This is a genomic window from Pseudomonas sp. LB3P14, from assembly GCF_054898045.1.
Genome location: NZ_CM142714.1, coordinates 5,157,940 through 5,177,662 on the forward strand (window position 1 = coordinate 5,157,940; position 19,723 = coordinate 5,177,662).

Below are 19,723 nucleotides of genomic sequence, written 5' to 3' on the forward strand. Positions count from 1 at the left end.
TTAGGGATTCCACTTGTTGGAGAGCTCAGGCCGCACGGCTTTCAAGTCCGGCAGGTTCTCGAGGAAGTTGTCGGGGTAGTAGCCGAAGCTGGTCGCGCCCTGACGTTTGAGGCGGCTCATCCAGTCGGCCAGTTGCTCGCCATCGATGTCGGCGTCGGTCTGTTTCGTCCAGTCCCGGGCCTGCAATTCGAACACCGTGCGGTTGAGCGCGCCGGGGCGGGTCTTGACGCTGGCGACCAGCTTTTCAAGCCACGGACCTGATTGCTGTTGGCTCTGTTTTTCCATGAGCGGCATGGCCATCGGCGCCGTCCAGGTGTAGGTGCCGAGGAAGTCGTCGAGGTTCTGGGCATACCAGGCTTCGCTGTCGGGGTTGAGCATCGGTTCGGCAAAAATATTGCGCGCCGTCTCCACCTGCGGACCACGAATGGCGCGGACCTTGGCGGTGAGCTCGTTGGTGAAATCGATCAGGTAACGGCTCTTGAAGCGGGTCCAGCGCTGCATCGCGGCCGGATCCTCACGCAGCGCGGCAATCGAGCCCGCCAGCCCGTTGGCGGCATAGACCTTCAGCGCTTGCGGGCCGGCGTCTTCGAAGTCCGACAACACCGCGTCATCGTGGTAGAGGATGCCGTCGACCGACGTCAGGCGCGCCACGTCTTCGTAGATCTCACCGATGATGCGTCGCACGTTCGGGTCAAACGGCGACAGACGCTTGTACTGGTCCGGGTCGACCGACGTGGTGCCGGTTTTCGGGTCCCAACGAGTCACCCGTGGCAGCTTCGAATCCAGGGCAAAACTCAACACCGGCATCCAGGCGTAAACCTTGACGTGGGCCCGAGTGCGCAACTGCCAAGCCACGCGGTCAAAGATGTCAGCGGCCATCGGCAGGTGACGGTTAGGAAAGTACAGCGAGTGCACCAGGCCATCGCCCTTCGGATCGGCGAACGCTTGCAGGAACACGGTGTTGGCGCCCATGTCGGCCATGCGCTGGATCAATTTGCCGAGGTTGATTTCCTGTTGGGCCGGGTCCGCGTCGTAGACGTTATCGAGGTCCACATGCACCACCCGCATCGGCGGTTCGGACTGCACCGAAACGATGCTGTTGGCGAAATGCTCACCGTCCGGGTCAGAGGCCACCAGGAAACGCGGGCTGCTCATCAGGTTGTCGAGGGTGTCGAGGCCGTCGTCCAGGGTCAGGGCCATCTGGTAACCCTGGCTGCCGACGACTTGCAATGCAGTGCCATCAGCGGCGCCGTATGGCCAAACCCAAACGCGCGGACTAATACCGGTAACTTTGCGGATTTTCTCCGAGATCGCCGCAACGTCAGTGCGCAGGCGAGCCTGGAATTCAGCCTCGGTTTCGTACCGGCCGGTGACCGTATCGTAACGACGGGTGGCGGCGGCCGGCTGCAGGTTGCCCTGAGGGTTGGCCAGCACACCTTTGTGATTGGCATCGGTGTGAGCGGCGATTTCCACCAGCCCGGAGGTCGAGATTTCACGCACCTGATCCCAGGTCAGGAAGTCCGACCGCTTGCGCGGCGTACCGGCGAAATCCACCGGCTGGTTCAGCGGCGTATCGACCCAGCTTCCGACCGGCGCCAGCAGTGCGTGCCAGTTATAGGCGCGCAGCACCGGCAGGACGCGGGTGTAGAAGCTCGAATAGCCATCGTCGAAACTCAGCAGAACCGCCTTGGGCGGCAGCTCGGGACCACCGTTGCGAGCGGCCATGATCTGGTCGACGGTCACCGGTTTGTAGTTGTTCTCCCGCAGCCACGCCAGCTGCTCGATCATGCGCTCGGTGCGCACGGCCACCACGGCCTGGTCGGGGTCGCGGTCTTCGACATCATGGTAGGCGATGCCGAGCACATGGTTTTTCGGCCACGGGGTTTCGTTGACCGGCATCGGGCGCTCGGACGGCGGCGCAAAGGCCGGTGCCTGCTGGGCGCAGGCGCTGATTAACAGCACTCCCAGCAGGAGGCTGAAACGCGAAATAAAAGGCATCTTCAAACTCTTCTAGAAGCGGTAAGTGAGGTCGACAAGCAGGCGCAGATCGGTTTCCCGATCGCCATCGAAGGGCCGGTTGATCACGCTCAGCAAACCACCCACCTCGAACACGTCGTTCCAGCTGTAGCGCTGGCCGTAGCCGAGCAAGCCGATACCCCCGGTTCCGTGATCGCGCTGGCTGTAGGTACCCGCACCGGCCTGGAACTGTTGGCTCCAGGAGGTTTCGTAGCGGTGGTAGAGCACGTGATTGACGTTCACCGTCGGCAGGACGCTGAAGTCGGATTTGGGGTTGAAGTACGGCACATCGTCAGACTTGGAGTTGTGGCTGGTGCCCACTTCCAGGCCCAGGTCGACTTGCACCCCCGGCGCGCTGTAGACGCCTTCGCGCCCAGTGAGCACGGCTTCGACGCGGTTGTTGCCATCGCTGAAGTGGGACGGGCTGACGGCCAGTTTCCACTCGCGACTTTCGTTGGCACGCCAGCGGATGAAGCCACTGCCGCCGTTGGCGGTGATGTCGCTGTTCAAGGCCCGCAACGGTGTTTGCGCCGACAGATATTCGAGGCTGCCGCCGTACTGCCAGTGATCGTTGATGTCACGGGCAATGGCCAGGCGCGTGCCCTGTTTGTCACCGAAGCCATAGGCGTGGTTGGAGACTTCCGCTTCGAGGGTCATGTCGCGGGTCCGCCGCTCCAGGCCGACTCGTTGCCAACGATGGTGTCCAGTGCCTTCCTGGAAATCGCCCGTGGCATAACCGGCGCCGGCAAATACGCGCCAGTCTTCATCGATGGGCGGGCTGTACAGTGTGGTTTCGATGCCGAAATCACGGCTGCCGTTAACCGCCCCGACGTCGCTGTCGCCACCGCCATAACTCTTGCCGCCATAGGCTTCCACGCGCAGTTCGGCCATGTCATGCACTTCACGCTGGCGCGCTAATCGCTGCACCTGCCGGTTGTCCGGGAAACGCCCGACGATATCGTCAGTCAACGCATCCATCTGCCGCCATTCCTGCAGCTCCATGGCGGTGTGAGCCTGTGCGACCTCCAGCCCGACGTCCCGCGGGGCCATGCTTTCGGTTTCCTTGAGCTGGTTCTCGGCGCGCCGCGGCCAGTCACGCGCCAGGTACAGATCAGCCTGGGCCAGACGCAGGCCAATGTTGCCCGGCGCCTGATCCACCAACGTCTGCAAACGCTCCTCGCCGTGGGGCAAATCGGAACCGTAGGTTCCGGCCTGGGCGGCAAGTTGCTGGGCATCCATCCATTCATCATTGGGGTCGCCTACCGGCAAGCCCTTGAGTTCTACCCGTGGTCTCTGGGTTTTGGCCAGGTCCTCGGCCACTTTGCGCGCCTCGTCCGCCTTATCGCTTTCGAGCAAGGCGTAGTAAAGCGCGGTGCTGTCTTCCAGGCGATCACCGACATCGGCGTCCGGCGCCACCAGTACCTGGCGATACAGGTCGGTTGCGATTTCCGGCTCACGCTGATCCAGATAAGACGACGCCACCCAACGCAGGGCATAGGTCGGAATCTTCACCCCTTCAGCGAGCAGTTTCTGATATTGGGTGATCACCTCAGCGGTTCGGGCCCGGGCCTTGAGAGCGCCCATGCGGTCGATGCGCCAGCGGACGACGTCTTCGTGGGCCCGTGGGTCCGCAGACCAGGTGGCAATCAATGTGTCGTAATCGGCCAACGCCCGATCCGCGATCACGTAGCGTTCTTTTTCGCTGCGGGTGGCCAGTTCGGCCAGTCGCACACGCTCGGCGGCCAGGTCACCTTCGATGCTGCGCAACGTGACCGGATCAATCAGCCCCGGCCGCTGATGGGCCAGGCGCAAGGCCGGTTCCGGCAGGCGCGCACGTTGCAGTGCAACCACGTATTCGCGGGCGACTTCAGGTTTATTGCCGGCGCGGATGAAGGCCTGGTCGTATTCGAACAGCGCGTCGTAATGATTGCCGGCGCGGGTCAAGGCGTAGGCCAGGGCCAGACGGCGGGAGGGATCATCCGGTTTGGCAGCCACCAGCGCCTTGGCACGCGTCACCGATTCATCAGTTTTGCCGGCGTCGGCCTGGGTCAGCGCCAGACCCAATTGAAGGTCAGGGTTTTCGGGCTCAAGCGCCAGGGCCTTGGTGTACACCTGGGTCGCCGAATCCCAGCGCTTGAGATTGCGATAGGCCCGCGCGGTGGCGGTCAAGGCCTGGACCGGCAGCGCCCGATCGCGCCCCTGAGTCTCATAGACCTTGACCACTTCGGCGTCCAGGCCGGCCCAACCAGCGATCTGCAAATGATCGCTGATCTGTCCGGTGGTGGCCTGATCCACGGGCACCTGGCGCAACATGCTCAGCGCCGGGGTGTAATGTCCGGCCCGGGCATCAAGCACCATTTGGTCGTAAGGGGTATTGGCAAACGCCAGTGCCGGCCAGAGTAATTGGCTGCACAGCGCAACGCGAAACAAAGGGCGTAAACCACGATGAAAAAAGGGACCATCAATACGCGGCATTTGTCAGCATCCTTACATGGCCAGCCGGGTCGTGATGCCCTCCTTGCCCAGTCGTAACGGAAAGCCGGGTTCAGGTGACCCAGCCAAACTTGATCGGGGCGCAGTCTTGCACGCGAGTGTGGTGCGCTATTGAGAACACAATAATTGTTCAGATTCGTGAGATTGCGGGCGTCGCTCCTTGTCCCGTTTCAAACGCCAGACAGCAAAACGCCCGGCGTCTGCATTGCGCAGAGGCCGGGCGTCGGTAGGTAAGGTCTGGTTTTACTGGACGGTGACATTTCCGCCGAATTTGCTCATGACAAACCCGACAAACTCTTCGACGGTCATCTTCTGGCCGTTGAAGTCCACCTGATTATTGGCGTAGTGCAGTTTGCTGACGATGTTATTGCCTTCCAGTTTTGCCAACTGCGTACCGACTGCCATGCTGCCAAACATGTCGGCGGTGGCGGTGGCCTGATCGGCGATGAGCTTGGCGTCGGTCTGACCGTCGATTTGCGACTGCACGCTCAGCAGGTCAACGAGCATTGGCTTGGACACTTGCACGTTGACGTCCAGCAGCGCGATCAGTTGTTGGGTCAACTGGTCCGGCGGCAGGTCCATGGATTGTGGTTTGGTCAGGTCGAGCACCAGGTTGGCGCGGCTTTCGCCATTGGGGGTGTTGAACGACAGATTCTCCAGGGCGACCTGCGGCCCGGCGGCCAGCAGTTTTTCCAGGCCGGTTTTGACTTGCGCCTCTTCGGCCGGGGTCAAGACCAACTCTGGGGCCGGTTCACCCGCAGCAGCGGCCTCAGCGGCGGCCTTCTCGTACGGTTGCAGTTTGGTCTGGTAAATCTGCATCAGCGACAGGGTCGCCGGGATGTCGAGGTTCTTCAGGCTCATGGCCATCTGCGCAGACCCGACAGCCTTGCCGTTCAAGGTCACCTCACCCACCTTGTAATCGGCACGCCCCGAAGCGCTGGTGCCGGATTCCTCGGTCTGGTTCTTCATTTCAAATTTCTTGAAACCCAATACCGACTGCTTGGCGCCGAAGGTGGTCTTGCTGTCGGTCAGCTCGACGGTGTTCTCGCCGGTGTAGTAACCGTAAGTACTTTTTGTCAGATTGCTGGCCAGGGTCAGGCCGTTCAGTTCGACCTTCACCGGCGTCTGGTCTTCGGCGACGGTGCTTAGCGTCAGGCTGTCCATGTAGCCGTTGGCCTTGACCTTCTGCGCTTGAGCGCTGGCGGCGACATCGAGGTTCAGCCCGGAAAATTTCAGGTTGGACTTGTCGTCAAGCGCCACGTCCAGCGGGAGCAATTCGAGGGTGCTCTTGGTGGAGTTGTCGTAGCCGATGTTGACCACGCCCGTCAGTGGGGATTTGTCCTTGGCAGCGGCGAACCACTTTTCGGTGGTCGGGGTTCTTTCCAGTTCGTAGTGACTGGTGGCAAGGACCGGCAGCCACTTCAGCGACACCAGGCGCGAGAACGGCAGCGGACCGTGTTCAATGTGATCGACAAACAGCAGCTCTACCGGTGCTTCACCGAACATCTCGCCTTCGCCCTTGAGGCGGTAGTGCGCGGTGCTGCTGAATACATTGCGCTCCAGCGACACCAGTTCCAGCGACGCCGTGCCGTTGGAACCGACCAGCGCGGCTTGCAGCTCTTTGTTGGCGTCGGCGATCGAGGTATTCAGCACACCTTCGAGCTTGGCCCCGGTATACCAGGCACCGCCGGCGCTGATTGCACCGATGGCGACAACAATTCCTAGAAGCACGCCTGCTGATTTATTCATGAATAACCCGATCAATGTCCGTTGTTGAAGGTGTGGTCGTCTTCCCTGAACCCATGACGGGCTGCGGTCACGACTGCGCTAAAAGTGCGATGCAGATTAGCATCAGGCGCAGCGGGCGACCCAATGATTAAAGGTTAAAGAGTGTCTATGGACCGCGCAGGGGGGTTGAGAGTTTCGGCGGTCATGAGATCGCTATCGCGGGCAAGCCCGCTCCCACAGGGATTGCGCTAAACCTGTAGGAGCCGAGCTTGCTCGCGATGGCGTCAGTCCTGCCAACACAGAATCAGGAATACTGAACCTCAATCTCATCAAGCTGATGATCAAAGCTCTTGAGCCGTGCGGTCCATGTATAGACCAGCACTTCAAAGTCGCGATTAATCACCGCCGTGCCGCTTGGGGATTCCGAGCGCGGGTCGCAGAAGTCCAGTTGATAACGTTCGCGGGCCATGGCGGTGGCGACATCGGAGAGTTCACGGGCGTTGTTGAGCCAGTGCCAGCCGTCCTCGGACACTTGCTTGTCCAGCGCCTGGCATTGTTTTTTCAGGGTTTCGAGGCTTTTTTCCAGCGGCGTGCCGGTGAGTTCGCCCATGACTTCCTGGAACGTACGCCCTGGTTGCCAGTAACTGCCCCAGAAATACCGATCGAACACCGTTTCGACACGGCGCAGCGCGACTTTGGTGTCCCAGATCAGCACCAGTGTCTTGCCTTGTTCGAGCTGTCTTTTTTTGATGCGCTGGCCCTGGAGCGAAGCCCAGGCCACCACCACGATTGCCATCACGGCAATCAGCGCTGAAGCACTGTCGAGGAACACCAGAGCCTTGTCGATCTGGTGGGCCAGCATGATGCCGTAGAAATAAGTGGCCGACAGCAACACCAATGCCGCAATAGCGCACCAGAAGCCGGGAGCATAAGGGTTTTTCATTATTGGAATCCCCATGACCAACGCGAGCCTTGATTGATGAGCCCGACGCGCGACCTCATCAAATGAAAGCATAGCAACGGCCTCAGGGTTTGCCGGAGTTCGTGCCTTGCGTTCGTCCGCTTTCCCAGCCGCCGCCCAAAGCGAGGAACAAATCGATCTGGCTCATGGCAACTTGCGTGTTGGCAGAGGCCAGTTGCGCCCGCACATCGGTGTAGGTGCGGGTCGCTTGCAGGTCCGCCAGGAACGATGCGCGACCGGCCTGGAAGAAGCGGTGGGTCTGGTCTGCCGCCAGTTGCGCCGATTGGTCGGCGTCGGCCAGCGCATCGCGACGTTGCAACAACGCGGAGTACTGGGCCAGACCCGTCTGGGTTTCGCGGATGGCGTTGAGCACCACGCCATCGAAATGTGCCAGCGCGCCTTGTGTGACGGCTTCGGCCTCGCGAATTCGTGCTCGGGAGCCGTTGGACGGCACGGTCCAGGTCAGCAACGGCCCGAAGCCCCAGCGATTGGTCGCCGGTTTGCCGAGGTTTTCCAGAAGGCCAACGGTACCGACGGTCGCGCCAATGCTGATGTCCGGGTACAACTCGCCGGTGGCGATGCCGATGCCGGCGGTCGCGGCAGCCAGTCGTCGCTCGGCCTGCCGCACATCGGGGCGACGCTTGAGCAACGTCGCGCCGTCACCGACCGGCAACAATTGCGTAATTTTCGGCAGTTCGGCGCAGCGGTCGGTGCCGGCCGGTAGTTGATCCAGCGGTTTGGCCAGCAGCATCGACAACCGGAACAAACCGGCCTGACGCGCCGCCTCATAACGCGGCATGTCGGCGCGCAAGGATTTGAATTGGGTTTGTGAGCGGGTGACCTGTGTTTCATCGCCACGCCCGGCGTCGCGCAAGCGCTGGATCAGCGTGGTGCCCTGGGCTTGCAAGTCGAGGGAATGCTGGGCGATTTCCTGCTCTTCGTTGGCCGCGCAGACTTGGGTATAGGCCCGAACCACATCGGCCACCAAGGTAATCCGCGCCGTATCCGCCGCGGCTTGAGTCGCGTCGGCATTGGCCTTGGCCGCCTCGATGCCGCGTTGCAACGTGCCAAACAGATCGAACTGATACGAGGTGGTAATGCCAATGTCGCCAACGTTGGCCACGGGCACTTTATCCGTCAGCAAAAATGCTTCGCCGGACTCCTGCAACCGCTGGGCGCCCATCTTCACGCCGCCGCTCCAGCCACCTGCCGCTTGAGCCTCATCGACCTGCGCGCGGGCCCGGGAAAGGTTCGCCGCTGCCACGCGCAAATCGGTGTTGGAAGCCATGGCCTGCTGGACCAATTGATCGAGGCGCGGGTCCTGATACAAGCGCCACCAATCGCTGGGCACCGGTGCCGAGACGACATTCTTGCCGTTCACCGCCAAGTCGCCCTGCAAGTCTTCACGGTGTACGGCGGCCTCGTCCGGCAAATGATAATCCGGCCCGACCACCTGACAGGCTGACAACAGCAGGCCTAATCCGGCGATAGCCAAACCCGAGACCCTGCTCATTTCGCCGGCTCCTGGGTTTGATCGTCAATGATCGACACCGTAGCAGTACGCCCGGCGATCATGCGGAAATCCGTCGGCACGTCATCGAAAGCGATCCGCACCGGAATCCGCTGGGCCAGCCGCACCCAACTGAACGCTGGGTTGACGTTGGGCAACAGGTTGCTGCCGCTGCTGCGGTCGCGGTCCTCGATGCCGGCGACGATGCTTTCCACATGCCCGCGCAGGCGAGCGCGGTCGCCGATGACCCGAATATCGACGCTCTGACCGACATGAATGCCGTCCAGTTTGGTTTCCTCGAAATAACCGTCGATGTGGAACGAATTGCTGTCCACCACCGACAACACCGGGCGCCCGGCCGTGACAAATTCCTGAGTTCGCGGTGCACGGTCGTTGACGTAGCCATCCACCGGACTGCGGATGGTCGAGCGGTCGAGGTTGAGCTGGGCGCTGTCCACGGCCACCTGAGCTTCCATCAACGCCACTTCGGCGCGGGCCACCCGGGACTGGCTTTCTTCCAGTTGCTCGCCCGGCACCAGATTGCCGAGGCCACGGTTACGCTTGGCTTCGCGTTGCGCCTGAGCCAGGGTTTCCTGACGGTCGGCGACCGCTGCCTTGGCCTGACGCAAAGCCAGTTTGAAACGGTCCTGATCAATGCTGAACAGCACCTGGCCACGTTTCACCAGTTGGTTGTCACGCACGTCGACGCGCTGGATCAACCCGGACACGTCCGGCGCGATCTGCACGATGTCGGCACGGATGTGGCCGTCCCGGGTCCAGGGCGCGAACATGTAATACATCACCATGCGCCAGACCACGACGACGGCGAAGGTCACGATCAGCAGGGTCAGGACCACGCGACCGAGGGTCAAAAAAGGTTTTTTCATGTCATCAGGTATCGACTGAGTGAGTCCACGGCGCCGAGCAGCACAGCGTAGAGAGCCACGTTAAACAATGCCCGGTGCCAGACCAGACGGTAAAAGTGCAGGCGCGTCAGCAACCCGTGCACCAGCAGGTAAAACACGTACGTAATGCCCATCAGCACCAGCAGCGTGGGCAGGAACACCCCGCTGATATCCAGATCACCGATCATAAAGGCGCTCCATCGATGCCATGGGGAAGCGGTTCTTCGAGCTCGCCATTGCCGACGAATTCCACCCCTGGCAGCAGCGACAGGCGCAGACCACTCAGGGCGTGCAGCAAATGCAGACGGGCGCCCTCATCGCACTCCGTGTTGAGGGCACGACGGGTGCGGTCCAGGGTCATCAGCAACGGACTCGGTGCCGGCAAACGTTCGCCAGCCTTGAGGCAGGCTTTGAAATACTCGCCGACCTCGGCCACCACCTGGTGCAGCAGCGCTTGCGGTACGCCGACCACTCGCGGTGTATAGGCGAGCAAATCCAGCAGGTTCAGCGCCACACGCACTTCCCTCAGGGCGATGCCGGTGTCCTGGCCGGTCATGGCCAGGCGCGGTAGATGCTGCATCAGGCGATCGAGCATCTGCACGCCCAAGTGCCGGTGCTCAGACAACGTGGCCGGCTCGGTCAGGCTGACAATGTCGCGCCAGCTGAAACGGGTCAGACGCTTGGCCGCCAGTTCGGCGCCGAACGGCCGGGCGATCAGGGTCCAGACGAAGGCGAACAACAAGCCCACGGGACCGGCCAGGTTGGAGTTGGCGAAGCTGAGGAAATCCGCGTCGTAGGCGCCCTGAATGCTGATGAAGGACGAGGTGTTGACGAGGGTCAGCAGCATGCCCAGATAAAACTGCGGCTTGACTGTCAGGGTGCCGATGCAAATAAACGGCACGGCAAACGCCAGCACCAGCATCGGGAAGTCATGCAGGTTGGGCAGGACCAGAAACAGATAGAGGCTGGCGAACAACACCGACATCGCCGTCCAGAAAAAGAACCGGTAGATCTGCGGCGCCGGGTCGTCCATCGAAGCGAAAAAGCTGCACGCCACCGCCGCCAGAATGACTGCGGCGCCACCGTCGGTCCAGCCGAGCAGAATCCACAGCACCGAAGCGACGATGATGGCCGTGACCGTGGACGCCGCCGAATAGAACATCAACCCACGGTCGAGAAACGACGACAGCCGACCGAGCCGCCAGTGCCGATAGACCGCGCGCCAGCTGTCCTGGCTTTCACACTGGATGGCGTACTGCAGGCTGCGACAGTCCTGCCACAAATCGATCCACTCACCGAGGCGATACAGGGCATTGGAAAACAGCAACTGCTTGCGATCATTCAGTGCCTCGGCACTGGGTTGCAGGGCCTCGAGCTGGTTTTTCAGCGTTTTCCAGCGCTCCAGGTCGGCGTCTTTGTGGCCGAGCCATTCGGTGGTCGCGGCCAGCAACGGCGAGAATTTATCCACAAGCTCAGGTGTGCGTCGTTCAAGGGCATAAAGCGCGTCGTCCAGGGCGTCGATCACTGGTAGCAGGTGAATCATGCGGCCGCGCAGTTCCTTGGTGTTGCGCACTGTTTGCGGCCGCGCGCCTTCGTGGGGCAACTGACCGATCATCAATTCCAGCGTGTTGAAGGTCGCGACCATCGAAGAACGCAGCGCGCTGACTTCGTCCGGCTGCACATTGCGGAGGAGGAAACGCAGGCTGTAAGTCGAGGCATCGGTAAACCATTTGTTCGCCGAATCATTGAACACCGGGGCCAGCCGCCGGGGCCAGAACATGGCGCCAACCACCGCAGCCACGGCGATGCCGAGGAAGATTTCTTCCGTCCGCGCTTCGGCCACGTCCCACACCCCCAACGGGTTATCCACCACTGGCAGGGCGATCAGCGGCAAGGTGTAACCGGCGAGCATCAGGGCGTAACTGTTGGCGGTGCGCAGGTGCAGCGACAGAAACAGCAGAATCCCGGTCCACAGCGCAATGACCACCACCAGCACATAAGGGCTCTGGACAAACATCGGCACGAAAAAAACCGCTGCTGCGGCGCCGAGAAAGGTGCCGACCGCGCGGTACAACGCCTTGGAACTGGTAGGCCCGACAAACGGACTGGAAACGATGTAAACCGTGGCCATCGCCCAATACGGACGCGGCATTTGCATGAGCATGGCGATGTACAGCGCGATCATTGATGCCGCGAACGTCCGCACACCGTAGAACCAGTCCCGCGCTGGGGGAACGCCGGTGAAAAATCCGCTCAAGGGCTCACCACCGGCAGATGATTGGCCGACTCAAAAGCTCTCAGTACCCGCAACGCCGCTTCCAGATCACTCTGATCGATCCCTTCGAGCACTTCATGGCGCAAGCGCACCAGCTCGATCTCGACGGCATGCACCAACTCACGGCCGGTCTCGGTCAGGCTCAGGCATTTGGCGCGCCGGTCATGGGCGTCTTCGGTGCGGCGGACGTAGCCGGCATGACACAGTTGATCCAGCAGGCGCACCAGGGACGGGCTCTCCATCCCGGCCGCCTGCGCCACCGTCACCTGTCGCACACCCTCGCCCAAACGCCCGATCATCAACAACGGGACGGCGCAGGCTTCGGAGATTCCATAGTTGACCAGCGTGGTCTGGCAGATCTTCCGCCAATGCCTGGCGGCCACCACCATGGAGCTGCTGATGTTCATCTGGAGAGCGTCGAGGGTCTTCGGCACGAGGGAATGCACACACTGTTAGTTTGCTAACTATCAATATGGCATTGGAGGGGAAAGTTGGTCAAGTTTTGAAACAATTCTTAGGCGGACGGACATTTTTCCGACACTCTTCAGGACGCCAGGTTGAAATCACCTAGACGCACCAGCATCGCTTCATAAAAATCTGCCGAAACCAGATATGCCTTGATCTTATTGTTTTCCAGCACCGCAATAGGCCCGGCTTGTGCTTCGCGTACTGTAGCTCCTGCGTTTTTCGCTAGCTCAGAGATGCTGATGACTCTTTCTGCCAAAACACGTTGCATGACTCGGTCTCATAGTCGGACTCAACGCCATGAAAGCTACTTCAGCTCAGGCAATCCCTTTCAGAAAAGCTGTGACAAGGTTTTGCGCTCAAATTTTTTACACCCCTCGCCCCTTCCTCAACAGCACATCCAGCTGATCCACCACCTCCGCCCAATCCGCGTCATCCAGAATATCGTCACGCAGGAAATCCGCCTGGCTCTTGGTCCAGAAGAACGCATCCGCCAGGTGCAGTTCGGGTTTGAGGGGGGAATGGGTGGCGATGAATTTGTCGATATTTTCGGCGTCATCAGGCAGGCCGAGTTGTTTAAACAGGGAGGGGAGGCTGTGGGTTGGGGATTCCATGTCGGGCTCCTTTGTAAACGCGTATTGAATGGGTGACCGCGGCGCGGCCATTCGCGAGCAAGCCCGCTCCCACAGTTGACCGCATTTCCATGTGGGAGCGGGCTTGCTCGCGAAGGCGCCGTCACTGGCGCCGCAAAAATTACTGACTCAACTCGCAAACTTCAGCATGCGGCACCATTTTCAGGAATTCCGGCATGCTCAGGTGCACCAGGTTGTTGTGGTTACCAGCCTCCAGGTAAATGTCTTTTTGCCGGGTCAGCAGTGGGTCGATGACCATGTCCATGCCATAGGATTCGCCCAACGCTGGCACCGCGCCGCGTTCGCAGTCCTGGAACAGATGCGCCAGGGTGCTTTCCCGGGTGATCTGCCATTCGCCGCTGCCGCGTACTTTGCTCAGGTCCAGGTGACGGCTCGCCGGCAGCACGGCCATCAGATAATGGCCGTGGTGGTCGTCGAGGATCACCGATTTGGCCACCCGTTCGGCGGGAATGCCCGCGACCCGCGCCGTTTCAAGGCTGCTGGCCGAGTGCGGATGGGTGACGACGTCAAATTCGCATTGAGCCTTGTTCAGACTGTCCTGCACAGTTCTTGCCATACGCATGATGCACCTCGGTGTCCGCAACAACTGTTCGCGGACAATGGTTAAACTTTTTCTCTCCACTAAAAGTCTAGGCCCGCTGGCGCGATCGCGCGGGAAATCTGCCCGCCGGAATAACGTCGACAACTGATCAAAATTCGTACAATTCAGAGCTCAGCTAGACTGTATAAAGAACCATCAATGACTCTCCCGGAGGGTCACGTGAACACTCGTTGTTTTGCGGTTGCGCTGCTGTTGGCCTTGAGCGGATCGGTATTCGCAGCGGACACCGTCGTCCTGCTGGTGCCCAACCCCATCGGGATCTGGCTGATCACGTTCGGCATCGCGTTTCTGATCGCCGAGGCGGCCCTGCCCAATTACGGCGTGATCGGTCTGGGCGGCATTGTGATGTTCGTGATCGGTGCGGTGATTATGACCAACACCGAGGTGCCTGTTCCGTTGATGATCGGCCTGGGACTGGTGAGTGCCCTGTTGCTGATCTTCCTGCTGATCCACGCCCTGAAAACCCGACCGCGCCAAACGGTCAGTGGCGATGCCGGGTTGCTGGGTAGCGTGACCCCGGTGACGTCGTTGCAGGCCGGCAGTGCCTATAACGGCTGGGTGCACCTGCAAGGAGAAAAGTGGCAAGTACTCAGCGCCACACCGCTGCAACCCGGGCAAAGGGTCCGGGTGGTGGCACGCAAGGGATTATTGCTGGAAGTGGCCGCGGCTGACGCGGCGCCGGGTGGAGAATAACCATGGGCCTGCAACTGGGTTTTGCCGCGCTGCTGTTACTGGTGATTGCACTGGCGGGGTCGACCTTCCGCATCCTGCGCGAATACGAGCGCGGGGTAGTCTTCCAGCTCGGGCGCTTCTGGCAGGTCAAGGGCCCTGGCCTGATCCTGCTGATTCCGGTGGTCCAGCAAATGGTTCGCGTCGACTTGCGTACCGTGGTCCTCGACGTACCGCCACAAGACGTGATCACCCGCGATAACGTCTCGGTCAAGGTCAATGCAGTGTTGTATTTCCGCGTCCTCGATCCGCAGAAGGCCATCATCCAGGTCGAAGACTTTCTCATGGCCACCAGCCAGTTGGCTCAGACCACGTTGCGGGCGGTGCTCGGTAAACATGAGCTCGATGAACTGCTCGCCGAGCGTGAGCGGTTGAACATCGACATCCAGCAAGTACTCGACGCCCAGACCGATGCCTGGGGCATCAAGGTCGCCAACGTCGAGATCAAGCACGTGGACCTCAACGAATCGATGATCCGCGCCATCGCCAAACAGGCCGAAGCCGAGCGGGAACGCCGGGCCAAGGTGATCCACGCCGAAGGCGAATTGCAGGCCTCGGAAAAACTGATGCAGGCCGCTGAAATGCTCGGGCGCCAGCCGGGGGCCATGCAGTTGCGGTATATGCAGACATTGAGTTCGATTGCCGGGGACAAGAGTTCGACGATTGTCTTTCCGTTGCCGATCGAATTGCTCAAGGGGATGGCGGATTTGTCGTCCAAACCCTGACCTTTCCTACAGACACCAACGTCCGGTAATCCCATCGGAGATTTCCTTCAAGTTGTAGCGGTGTTGGTGAACTTGTTACGACCCAAACCCAGGTCTAGTCTGGCCTTGTCACTGAAAAAACGGTGACACGGACGTGCAAGTCCGACGAAACTGTTTAGGGCGCAATTGCCATGGCTCATTGCTTTATGGCGGCTGCGCGCAGGAGATCCTCGGATCTGCTGGGTGTCCTAAACAGTCCCGGTCTTGCACACCTGCGCACGGCCGCCACCCAATTCGCGTGCAAACGAACGGTGACGGCTCCAACTACTGTTTAGGGAATTTTATATGTTCAAGGTATCTCCAAATCCGCCAGACAACTCTGGCACCCCATCCGAAGAATCCCTCGAAGACGAAAAACGCAAAGAAGCCGCCGACCGCGCCTTCGCCCACTACTTCCCCCCGACCGCCGAAAAACCGCCCAAGCACCGCAAAGGCAACCTCTTCACCGTCGCCCCCGATATCAACACCGAAACCCGTCTGGCCAACGCCTCCGAAGACCTGCTGTCCATCAGCGCCATCGCTGCCAATCTGGCGGACGATGTGGACGGGACACGGCGCTCCGTAGCCCTGGCGCTCAGCCGCATGGCCGATGGCGTGCAGTTGCTCGTGGAGCGAGCGCTGGATCATTGGGAGGAGTCGGAGATCATGCAGGCCCGGGTCAAGGTTTAGCCGGGTAGATTTGTGGTGAATTGACCGCCGCCATCGCGAGCAGGCTCGCTCCCACAGTTGGAATGCAGTCCCCTGTGGGAGCGAGCCTGCTCGCGATGGCGTCAGAGCCGTCGATACATGACTTGGCAAGTAGCGCTTCATAAGGCGCTCGCGCCCAACGCTCTACCCGCTCACGCAACAGCACCGAGGCTTCGCGGCGCTTGCTATCACTGTCCCCGACAAACACTTCCGACGACTGTTTGGCATGCCGCCCCACCGCCGCAAACACTTGCTCACGCTGCAAGTCATCCAATCCAAAAAAATCAGCCAACCGCCCCGCCATGCCCCCCGGCAATTCGCTGTAATTCACCGCCAACCCACCAAACTCCCGACATTGCGCCAACCCCAAGGCCAGCAATCGTCCCAACCGCCGTGCGATGTAATCCTCGCGGCTATCGAACGGTAATTCGTCATCCAGCCCGCTCGCTCCGATCATTCCCGGCACCATATGCATGCCCGGGCGGCGCAGGTGTGAAACGGCGATTTCCAGCGGATCGCGGTACAGAAATAACCAAGGCGTTTCGGGAAAGCACTCGCGCAACAAAGGCAATTCAGCGATGTTCCAGGCATCGAGTTTGATCACCAGTCGTTGCTCCGAACCGCAACGACGTTGGCCATACGCAGACAACAACCCTTCGATGGCGACACGCCGTTCGGCTGCCGGCAAGCCACTGCGCAGCAGGGCATCCAACGGCGGTGGCTCGCTGACGACGATGTGGCTGTCGAGTCGGGCGAGCATTTGGCTAATCAGGGTCGAGCCGCAGCGCGAAGCGTGGAAGATAAACGCGCTCGGCGCCAAACCGGGACGGCTCGCCTGCCAGTCGCCGAGGGCCGATAGCGGCGTTTGCCGGCGAAACGCCTGGTTGAACGGCAGCCGCAGCGCGTCTTCCACGGCATCACGAAAAAACGGCTGATACAGCGGCGTGTCGCCGAACCAGCACCAATCGACCTGCCACTCGCCGGCCTGCTGCCAGATCCGAATCGGCAACCAGCCTTCCTGGCTCAGGCGTTCCATTGTTCATTCCATTGGCGACGACCGTTGCGCATCGCCGCGCGCAGCTCCTCGCGGGAGATCAGCAAGCCTCGCTCAGCCGCCAGTTCCAAAGTGCGGGTGATAAATACCTCAGTGTCCGGCAAGCCCTGCAACGTCTTCGAAAGCTGCGAATCGCTGGCCACTAATCGCTGAAACTGCTGCAAAACCCCGTCACCAAAGCCGGGCGGCGGCGTGGTCGATACACCGTCGGCAATCGCCTGCTCCAGCCAGGCGCCGGGCCGGCAATCGAGCACCAGATGAATTCGCGCCTCAGTACCACGATTGTCCACGCGATGCGGCCGCGACAGGTCGAGAAACCAGCATTCGCCCGCGGCCATCGGCATGCGTTGGCCATCGAGCAGAAAGTCCACATGGGACGGGCTAAGCAGCGGAATGTGCAGGCGCAAATCGGCGTCTGGTTCGCCCAAGTCATAGTCGCGATGCTCATGAATCTGCCCGCCCGGACCGAGCCGCAACAAGCGCGCCGAGACGATTTCCACCGGCAGATCCCGCAAGCCCTGCTGCCACCTGACATCCCGCCGCCAGGGCGCACGCAACAGCGGTTCACCACGACCCGGCGCCAGTTCGGTCAACGCATCCGCCGCCGAAATCAGCGCCACGCCGCTCCAGTCTCCGGCGTAGTAAGCACTGTTGAAATGACCGCGCCACTCGTCCTCGCCAATCGCTGCCAGTGCCTGCAACAGCAACGGCAGATCCGCCGTCACCGGCAAGCGAGAAAACGCCGCTCGACTCATCGTTTCGGCAACACCGCGCATTCACCGAGCCAGGTCAGCAGTCGGTCGAGACAAGCCTCAACCGACTGCACGCCGGTATCGAGCACCAAGGAGGCGGACGGCGGCGGTTCATACGGCGCAGACACGCCCGTGAATCCCGCCAAATCGCCCCGTCGTGCACGGGCGTAATGACCTTTCGGGTCGCGCTGCTCACAGACGGCCAGGGAAGCGCTGCACCAGACTTCGCGGTAATCCTCGCCCAGTCGCCGGGCGAACAACTCTCGCAATTCCATCAGCGGCGCGATCATCGCGAGGATGACGATCTGCCCGTTCTCCACCAGCAGCGCCGCGACTTCGCTGGCGCGACGGATGTTCTCCAGACGATCGCTGTCGGCAAAACCGAGATCGCGATTGAGCCCGACTCGCAGCCCGTCGCCATCGAGCACCACGCTCTGCATTCCGCGCTCAAACAACTCGGCGTGCAGCGCCTGGGCCAGGGTCGATTTGCCCGCCGCCGGCAAACCGGTCAGCAAAATCGCCGTGCCGCGATGGCCGTTGCGCACCTCCCGTTGTGCACGGCTGATGCTCGTCGTCGGTGCCAGCACGTTATTGAACCTGTGCATGGGCCACCGGTATTGTGATGTTACCGGCCGCCCATGCCGCTTCGCGAGTGGCCAACGCCGTGGCAATGGATTGGACTTCAGTGGATTGCACCTGATCCGGCAGTGGATCAAGCCCCGCACTGGCAAAGATCTGGCCGTAAGCGTTACGCAGATCGGCGTACGACAGATCGCGACGCAAATCGGCCTGCAAGGTGTTCAGTTCGCCCTGGATAAGGTCCAGTTCACCCAACCCGGCCGCCTGATAACGGCTGCGCAACTGGCCAACGATCTGTCCGTCGATATCCGACAGTTGCTGATTGGTCTTGAACTGCCGTAGCGCCTCGCGGTAGTTGGCGTTGGCCACATAAAGCTGCGCCAGCACCGCGATCGACATGGCCTGGCGGCGCGCCGCGGCGACTTCTTCACCGGCCTTGGCGACGTTGATTGCCGCCGGTGCGGAGATCACGTTGAACAGGTTCCACGTCACCTTCACGCCGTAGTCGGCCCAACCCTGCTCCACCAGGAACGAGTTGCTGTCGTAATGCCCGCCGGCCGAAAATTCCAGTCCCGGCAGTAGACGCAACATGGCTTTGCGGGTTTCGGCTGCGCTGATGCGGCTTTGATAATCCTGCTCGCGCAGTTCCGGACGACTGGTCAGGGCCTCCTGCTCCAGGCTGGCGAGGTCCACTTTCAATTCCGGAATGACATAGTCGTCCTGGGTCGCCAGTGTCAGGTCGGTGTCCAGCGGCAGATTGATCAAGGTCGCCAGTTCGGTTTTCGCCAGCGACAGCGCACGGCGCTGTTCTTCCAGTTGGCGCGTGGCTTCGATCAGCGAGCGTTGATAAGCCAATGCCTGGATCGGATCGCCGATTCGCTGCTGGCTCATGCTTTGGCTGTTGCCGCGCGCGGTTTCGACCCGGGCCATGAGGCTGTCGATCTGCTTGAGCAGACGCTCGGCGGCCATGGCCCGCCAATAGGCTGAGCGCACATCCTGAACGATGGTGTTGATCACCTTGCGCCGACGCTCCTGAACAATCAGTCGCTGGTCGCCCTGTTGCTTGGCGCTGATGTAGCTGACGCCAAAATCGAGCACGTTCCAGACCATGGTCAGGTCCGCCACGTCACGGTCGCGGTCCTGTGAAGTCGATGGCTCCAACGACTGGGTTCCGGTCTGTACGCTCTGGCTGCTGGAGGCGTTGACGTTGTTGCGACCGACGTACCCGGCATCCAGCGCCATGCGCGGCAGCATGTCGAAACTGGCGAGGTCGAGTTGGCGCTTGGCCAGGGCCTCTTCCATGATCTTGAGCCGGCCTTCGAGGTTGTACTTCACCGCTCGGGCCATGGCCTGGTGCAGGGTCAGCGGACCGCTGAGGGGCTCCTGATCCTTGTACATGTTTTGCAGATCGCTCCTGGCGCGCTGTTCGCTGACGCTGCGTTCGATCGGTTTACTGGTGACTGCACATCCGCTGATCGCAAGCGCCAACAGGCTGGCGCCGAACAACTTCTGACTTCTCTTCATCCTTGACCGTCCCTAGGTACTGCATTG

General features: G+C 61.0%; 19 protein-coding genes. 3 read left to right on the forward strand and 16 right to left on the reverse strand.

The annotated features are described in order from the left end of the window. The 12 genes from pgaB to ACYZT5_RS23685 form a co-directional block, all read right to left on the reverse strand. A complete protein-coding gene (gene pgaB, locus ACYZT5_RS23630; protein ID WP_462047634.1) occupies nucleotides 1-1,998 on the reverse strand; it encodes a poly-beta-1,6-N-acetyl-D-glucosamine N-deacetylase PgaB in 1,998 nt (665 codons plus the stop codon). A gap of 12 nt (nucleotides 1,999-2,010) precedes the next feature. Further along, the gene (gene pgaA / locus ACYZT5_RS23635) at nucleotides 2,011-4,491 is read right to left on the reverse strand and encodes a poly-beta-1,6 N-acetyl-D-glucosamine export porin PgaA (RefSeq protein WP_462047635.1); all 2,481 of its coding nucleotides are present in this window, start codon (nucleotides 4,489-4,491) and stop codon (nucleotides 2,011-2,013) included. A 261-nt stretch (nucleotides 4,492-4,752) separates the two neighbouring features. After that, the gene (locus ACYZT5_RS23640) at nucleotides 4,753-6,258 is read right to left on the reverse strand and encodes a YdgA family protein (protein ID WP_462047636.1); all 1,506 of its coding nucleotides are present in this window, start codon (nucleotides 6,256-6,258) and stop codon (nucleotides 4,753-4,755) included. Between the two features lie 283 nt (nucleotides 6,259-6,541). Next, nucleotides 6,542-7,180 carry an NADH:ubiquinone oxidoreductase subunit N gene (locus tag ACYZT5_RS23645; RefSeq protein ID WP_462047637.1) on the reverse strand — a complete coding sequence of 213 codons (639 nt, stop codon included), beginning with the start codon at nucleotides 7,178-7,180 and terminating at the stop codon, nucleotides 6,542-6,544. An 82-nt stretch (nucleotides 7,181-7,262) separates the two neighbouring features. Beyond that, nucleotides 7,263-8,711, reverse strand: a complete 1,449-nt coding sequence (locus ACYZT5_RS23650) for an efflux transporter outer membrane subunit (protein ID WP_462047638.1) — start codon at nucleotides 8,709-8,711, stop codon at nucleotides 7,263-7,265. Continuing rightward, nucleotides 8,708-9,595 (reverse strand): efflux RND transporter periplasmic adaptor subunit, encoded by an 888-nt coding sequence (locus ACYZT5_RS23655; protein ID WP_461967679.1) that lies wholly within the window; start codon nucleotides 9,593-9,595, stop codon nucleotides 8,708-8,710. Before ACYZT5_RS23655 ends, ACYZT5_RS23650 begins: the two co-directional genes overlap by 4 nt. Continuing rightward, the gene (locus ACYZT5_RS23660; protein WP_149416595.1) at nucleotides 9,592-9,801 is read right to left on the reverse strand and encodes a DUF1656 domain-containing protein; all 210 of its coding nucleotides are present in this window, start codon (nucleotides 9,799-9,801) and stop codon (nucleotides 9,592-9,594) included. The genes ACYZT5_RS23655 and ACYZT5_RS23660 overlap by 4 nt, the downstream gene beginning before the upstream one ends. After that, the gene (locus tag ACYZT5_RS23665; protein ID WP_462047639.1) at nucleotides 9,798-11,870 is read right to left on the reverse strand and encodes an FUSC family protein; all 2,073 of its coding nucleotides are present in this window, start codon (nucleotides 11,868-11,870) and stop codon (nucleotides 9,798-9,800) included. Before ACYZT5_RS23665 ends, ACYZT5_RS23660 begins: the two co-directional genes overlap by 4 nt. Continuing rightward, complete coding sequence (locus ACYZT5_RS23670) at nucleotides 11,867-12,295, reverse strand: MarR family winged helix-turn-helix transcriptional regulator (protein ID WP_462047640.1); 429 nt, start codon at nucleotides 12,293-12,295, stop codon at nucleotides 11,867-11,869. Before ACYZT5_RS23670 ends, ACYZT5_RS23665 begins: the two co-directional genes overlap by 4 nt. A gap of 137 nt (nucleotides 12,296-12,432) precedes the next feature. Beyond that, nucleotides 12,433-12,624, reverse strand: a complete 192-nt coding sequence (locus ACYZT5_RS23675; protein ID WP_462047641.1) for a type II toxin-antitoxin system Phd/YefM family antitoxin — start codon at nucleotides 12,622-12,624, stop codon at nucleotides 12,433-12,435. A 97-nt stretch (nucleotides 12,625-12,721) separates the two neighbouring features. Beyond that, nucleotides 12,722-12,967: a DUF2789 domain-containing protein gene (locus ACYZT5_RS23680; protein WP_462047642.1), complete on the reverse strand. Its 246-nt coding sequence runs from the start codon at nucleotides 12,965-12,967 to the stop codon at nucleotides 12,722-12,724. Between the two features lie 139 nt (nucleotides 12,968-13,106). Then, nucleotides 13,107-13,568, reverse strand: a complete 462-nt coding sequence (locus ACYZT5_RS23685; protein ID WP_462047643.1) for an aminoacyl-tRNA deacylase — start codon at nucleotides 13,566-13,568, stop codon at nucleotides 13,107-13,109. Nucleotides 13,569-13,766: 198 nt separating this feature from the next. On the opposite strand from ACYZT5_RS23685, the gene ACYZT5_RS23690 reads away from it, so the two are divergent. From ACYZT5_RS23690 to ACYZT5_RS23700, 3 genes are all read left to right on the forward strand, one after another. Continuing rightward, a complete protein-coding gene (locus tag ACYZT5_RS23690) occupies nucleotides 13,767-14,300 on the forward strand; it encodes an NfeD family protein (RefSeq protein WP_462047644.1) in 534 nt (177 codons plus the stop codon). Between the two features lie 2 nt (nucleotides 14,301-14,302). After that, nucleotides 14,303-15,061: a slipin family protein gene (locus ACYZT5_RS23695; protein ID WP_129439535.1), complete on the forward strand. Its 759-nt coding sequence runs from the start codon at nucleotides 14,303-14,305 to the stop codon at nucleotides 15,059-15,061. A 324-nt stretch (nucleotides 15,062-15,385) separates the two neighbouring features. After that, nucleotides 15,386-15,769 carry a DUF6124 family protein gene (locus ACYZT5_RS23700; RefSeq protein ID WP_462047645.1) on the forward strand — a complete coding sequence of 128 codons (384 nt, stop codon included), beginning with the start codon at nucleotides 15,386-15,388 and terminating at the stop codon, nucleotides 15,767-15,769. Here the strand turns inward: ACYZT5_RS23700 and ACYZT5_RS23705 are convergent. The 4 genes from ACYZT5_RS23705 to ACYZT5_RS23720 are packed head-to-tail and all read right to left on the reverse strand — an operon-like array spanning nucleotide 15,759 to nucleotide 19,696. Continuing rightward, the gene (locus ACYZT5_RS23705; RefSeq protein ID WP_462047646.1) at nucleotides 15,759-16,823 is read right to left on the reverse strand and encodes a sulfotransferase family protein; all 1,065 of its coding nucleotides are present in this window, start codon (nucleotides 16,821-16,823) and stop codon (nucleotides 15,759-15,761) included. The genes ACYZT5_RS23700 and ACYZT5_RS23705 overlap by 11 nt on opposite strands. Then, the gene (locus ACYZT5_RS23710; RefSeq protein ID WP_462052301.1) at nucleotides 16,811-17,596 is read right to left on the reverse strand and encodes an aspartyl/asparaginyl beta-hydroxylase domain-containing protein; all 786 of its coding nucleotides are present in this window, start codon (nucleotides 17,594-17,596) and stop codon (nucleotides 16,811-16,813) included. The genes ACYZT5_RS23705 and ACYZT5_RS23710 overlap by 13 nt, the downstream gene beginning before the upstream one ends. Then, nucleotides 17,593-18,198, reverse strand: coding sequence for an adenylyl-sulfate kinase (gene cysC / locus ACYZT5_RS23715; protein WP_462047647.1), 606 nt, complete (start codon nucleotides 18,196-18,198; stop codon nucleotides 17,593-17,595). Before cysC ends, ACYZT5_RS23710 begins: the two co-directional genes overlap by 4 nt. Further along, nucleotides 18,182-19,696, reverse strand: a complete 1,515-nt coding sequence (locus ACYZT5_RS23720) for a TolC family protein (RefSeq protein ID WP_462047648.1) — start codon at nucleotides 19,694-19,696, stop codon at nucleotides 18,182-18,184. The genes cysC and ACYZT5_RS23720 overlap by 17 nt, the downstream gene beginning before the upstream one ends. Between the last annotated feature and the right edge of the window lie 27 nt (nucleotides 19,697-19,723).

Excerpts from the sequence above, each read along its gene's own strand:
- pgaB (WP_462047634.1), bottom strand. The coding sequence starts at position 1,998 with ATGCCTTTTATTTCGCGTTTCAGCCTCCTGCTGGGAGTGCTGTTAATC.
- pgaA (WP_462047635.1), bottom strand. The coding sequence starts at position 4,491 with ATGCCGCGTATTGATGGTCCCTTTTTTCATCGTGGTTTACGCCCTTTG.
- ACYZT5_RS23640 (WP_462047636.1), bottom strand. The coding sequence starts at position 6,258 with ATGAATAAATCAGCAGGCGTGCTTCTAGGAATTGTTGTCGCCATCGGT.
- ACYZT5_RS23645 (WP_462047637.1), bottom strand. The coding sequence starts at position 7,180 with ATGAAAAACCCTTATGCTCCCGGCTTCTGGTGCGCTATTGCGGCATTG.
- ACYZT5_RS23650 (WP_462047638.1), bottom strand. The coding sequence starts at position 8,711 with ATGAGCAGGGTCTCGGGTTTGGCTATCGCCGGATTAGGCCTGCTGTTG.
- ACYZT5_RS23655 (WP_461967679.1), bottom strand. The coding sequence starts at position 9,595 with ATGAAAAAACCTTTTTTGACCCTCGGTCGCGTGGTCCTGACCCTGCTG.
- ACYZT5_RS23660 (WP_149416595.1), bottom strand. The coding sequence starts at position 9,801 with ATGATCGGTGATCTGGATATCAGCGGGGTGTTCCTGCCCACGCTGCTG.
- ACYZT5_RS23670 (WP_462047640.1), bottom strand. The coding sequence starts at position 12,295 with ATGAACATCAGCAGCTCCATGGTGGTGGCCGCCAGGCATTGGCGGAAG.
- ACYZT5_RS23675 (WP_462047641.1), bottom strand. The coding sequence starts at position 12,624 with ATGCAACGTGTTTTGGCAGAAAGAGTCATCAGCATCTCTGAGCTAGCG.
- ACYZT5_RS23680 (WP_462047642.1), bottom strand. The coding sequence starts at position 12,967 with ATGGAATCCCCAACCCACAGCCTCCCCTCCCTGTTTAAACAACTCGGC.
- ACYZT5_RS23685 (WP_462047643.1), bottom strand. The coding sequence starts at position 13,568 with ATGCGTATGGCAAGAACTGTGCAGGACAGTCTGAACAAGGCTCAATGC.
- ACYZT5_RS23695 (WP_129439535.1), top strand. The coding sequence starts at position 14,303 with ATGGGCCTGCAACTGGGTTTTGCCGCGCTGCTGTTACTGGTGATTGCA.
- ACYZT5_RS23700 (WP_462047645.1), top strand. The coding sequence starts at position 15,386 with ATGTTCAAGGTATCTCCAAATCCGCCAGACAACTCTGGCACCCCATCC.
- ACYZT5_RS23705 (WP_462047646.1), bottom strand. The coding sequence starts at position 16,823 with ATGGAACGCCTGAGCCAGGAAGGCTGGTTGCCGATTCGGATCTGGCAG.
- ACYZT5_RS23710 (WP_462052301.1), bottom strand. The coding sequence starts at position 17,596 with ATGAGTCGAGCGGCGTTTTCTCGCTTGCCGGTGACGGCGGATCTGCCG.
- cysC (WP_462047647.1), bottom strand. The coding sequence starts at position 18,198 with ATGCACAGGTTCAATAACGTGCTGGCACCGACGACGAGCATCAGCCGT.
- ACYZT5_RS23720 (WP_462047648.1), bottom strand. The coding sequence starts at position 19,696 with ATGAAGAGAAGTCAGAAGTTGTTCGGCGCCAGCCTGTTGGCGCTTGCG.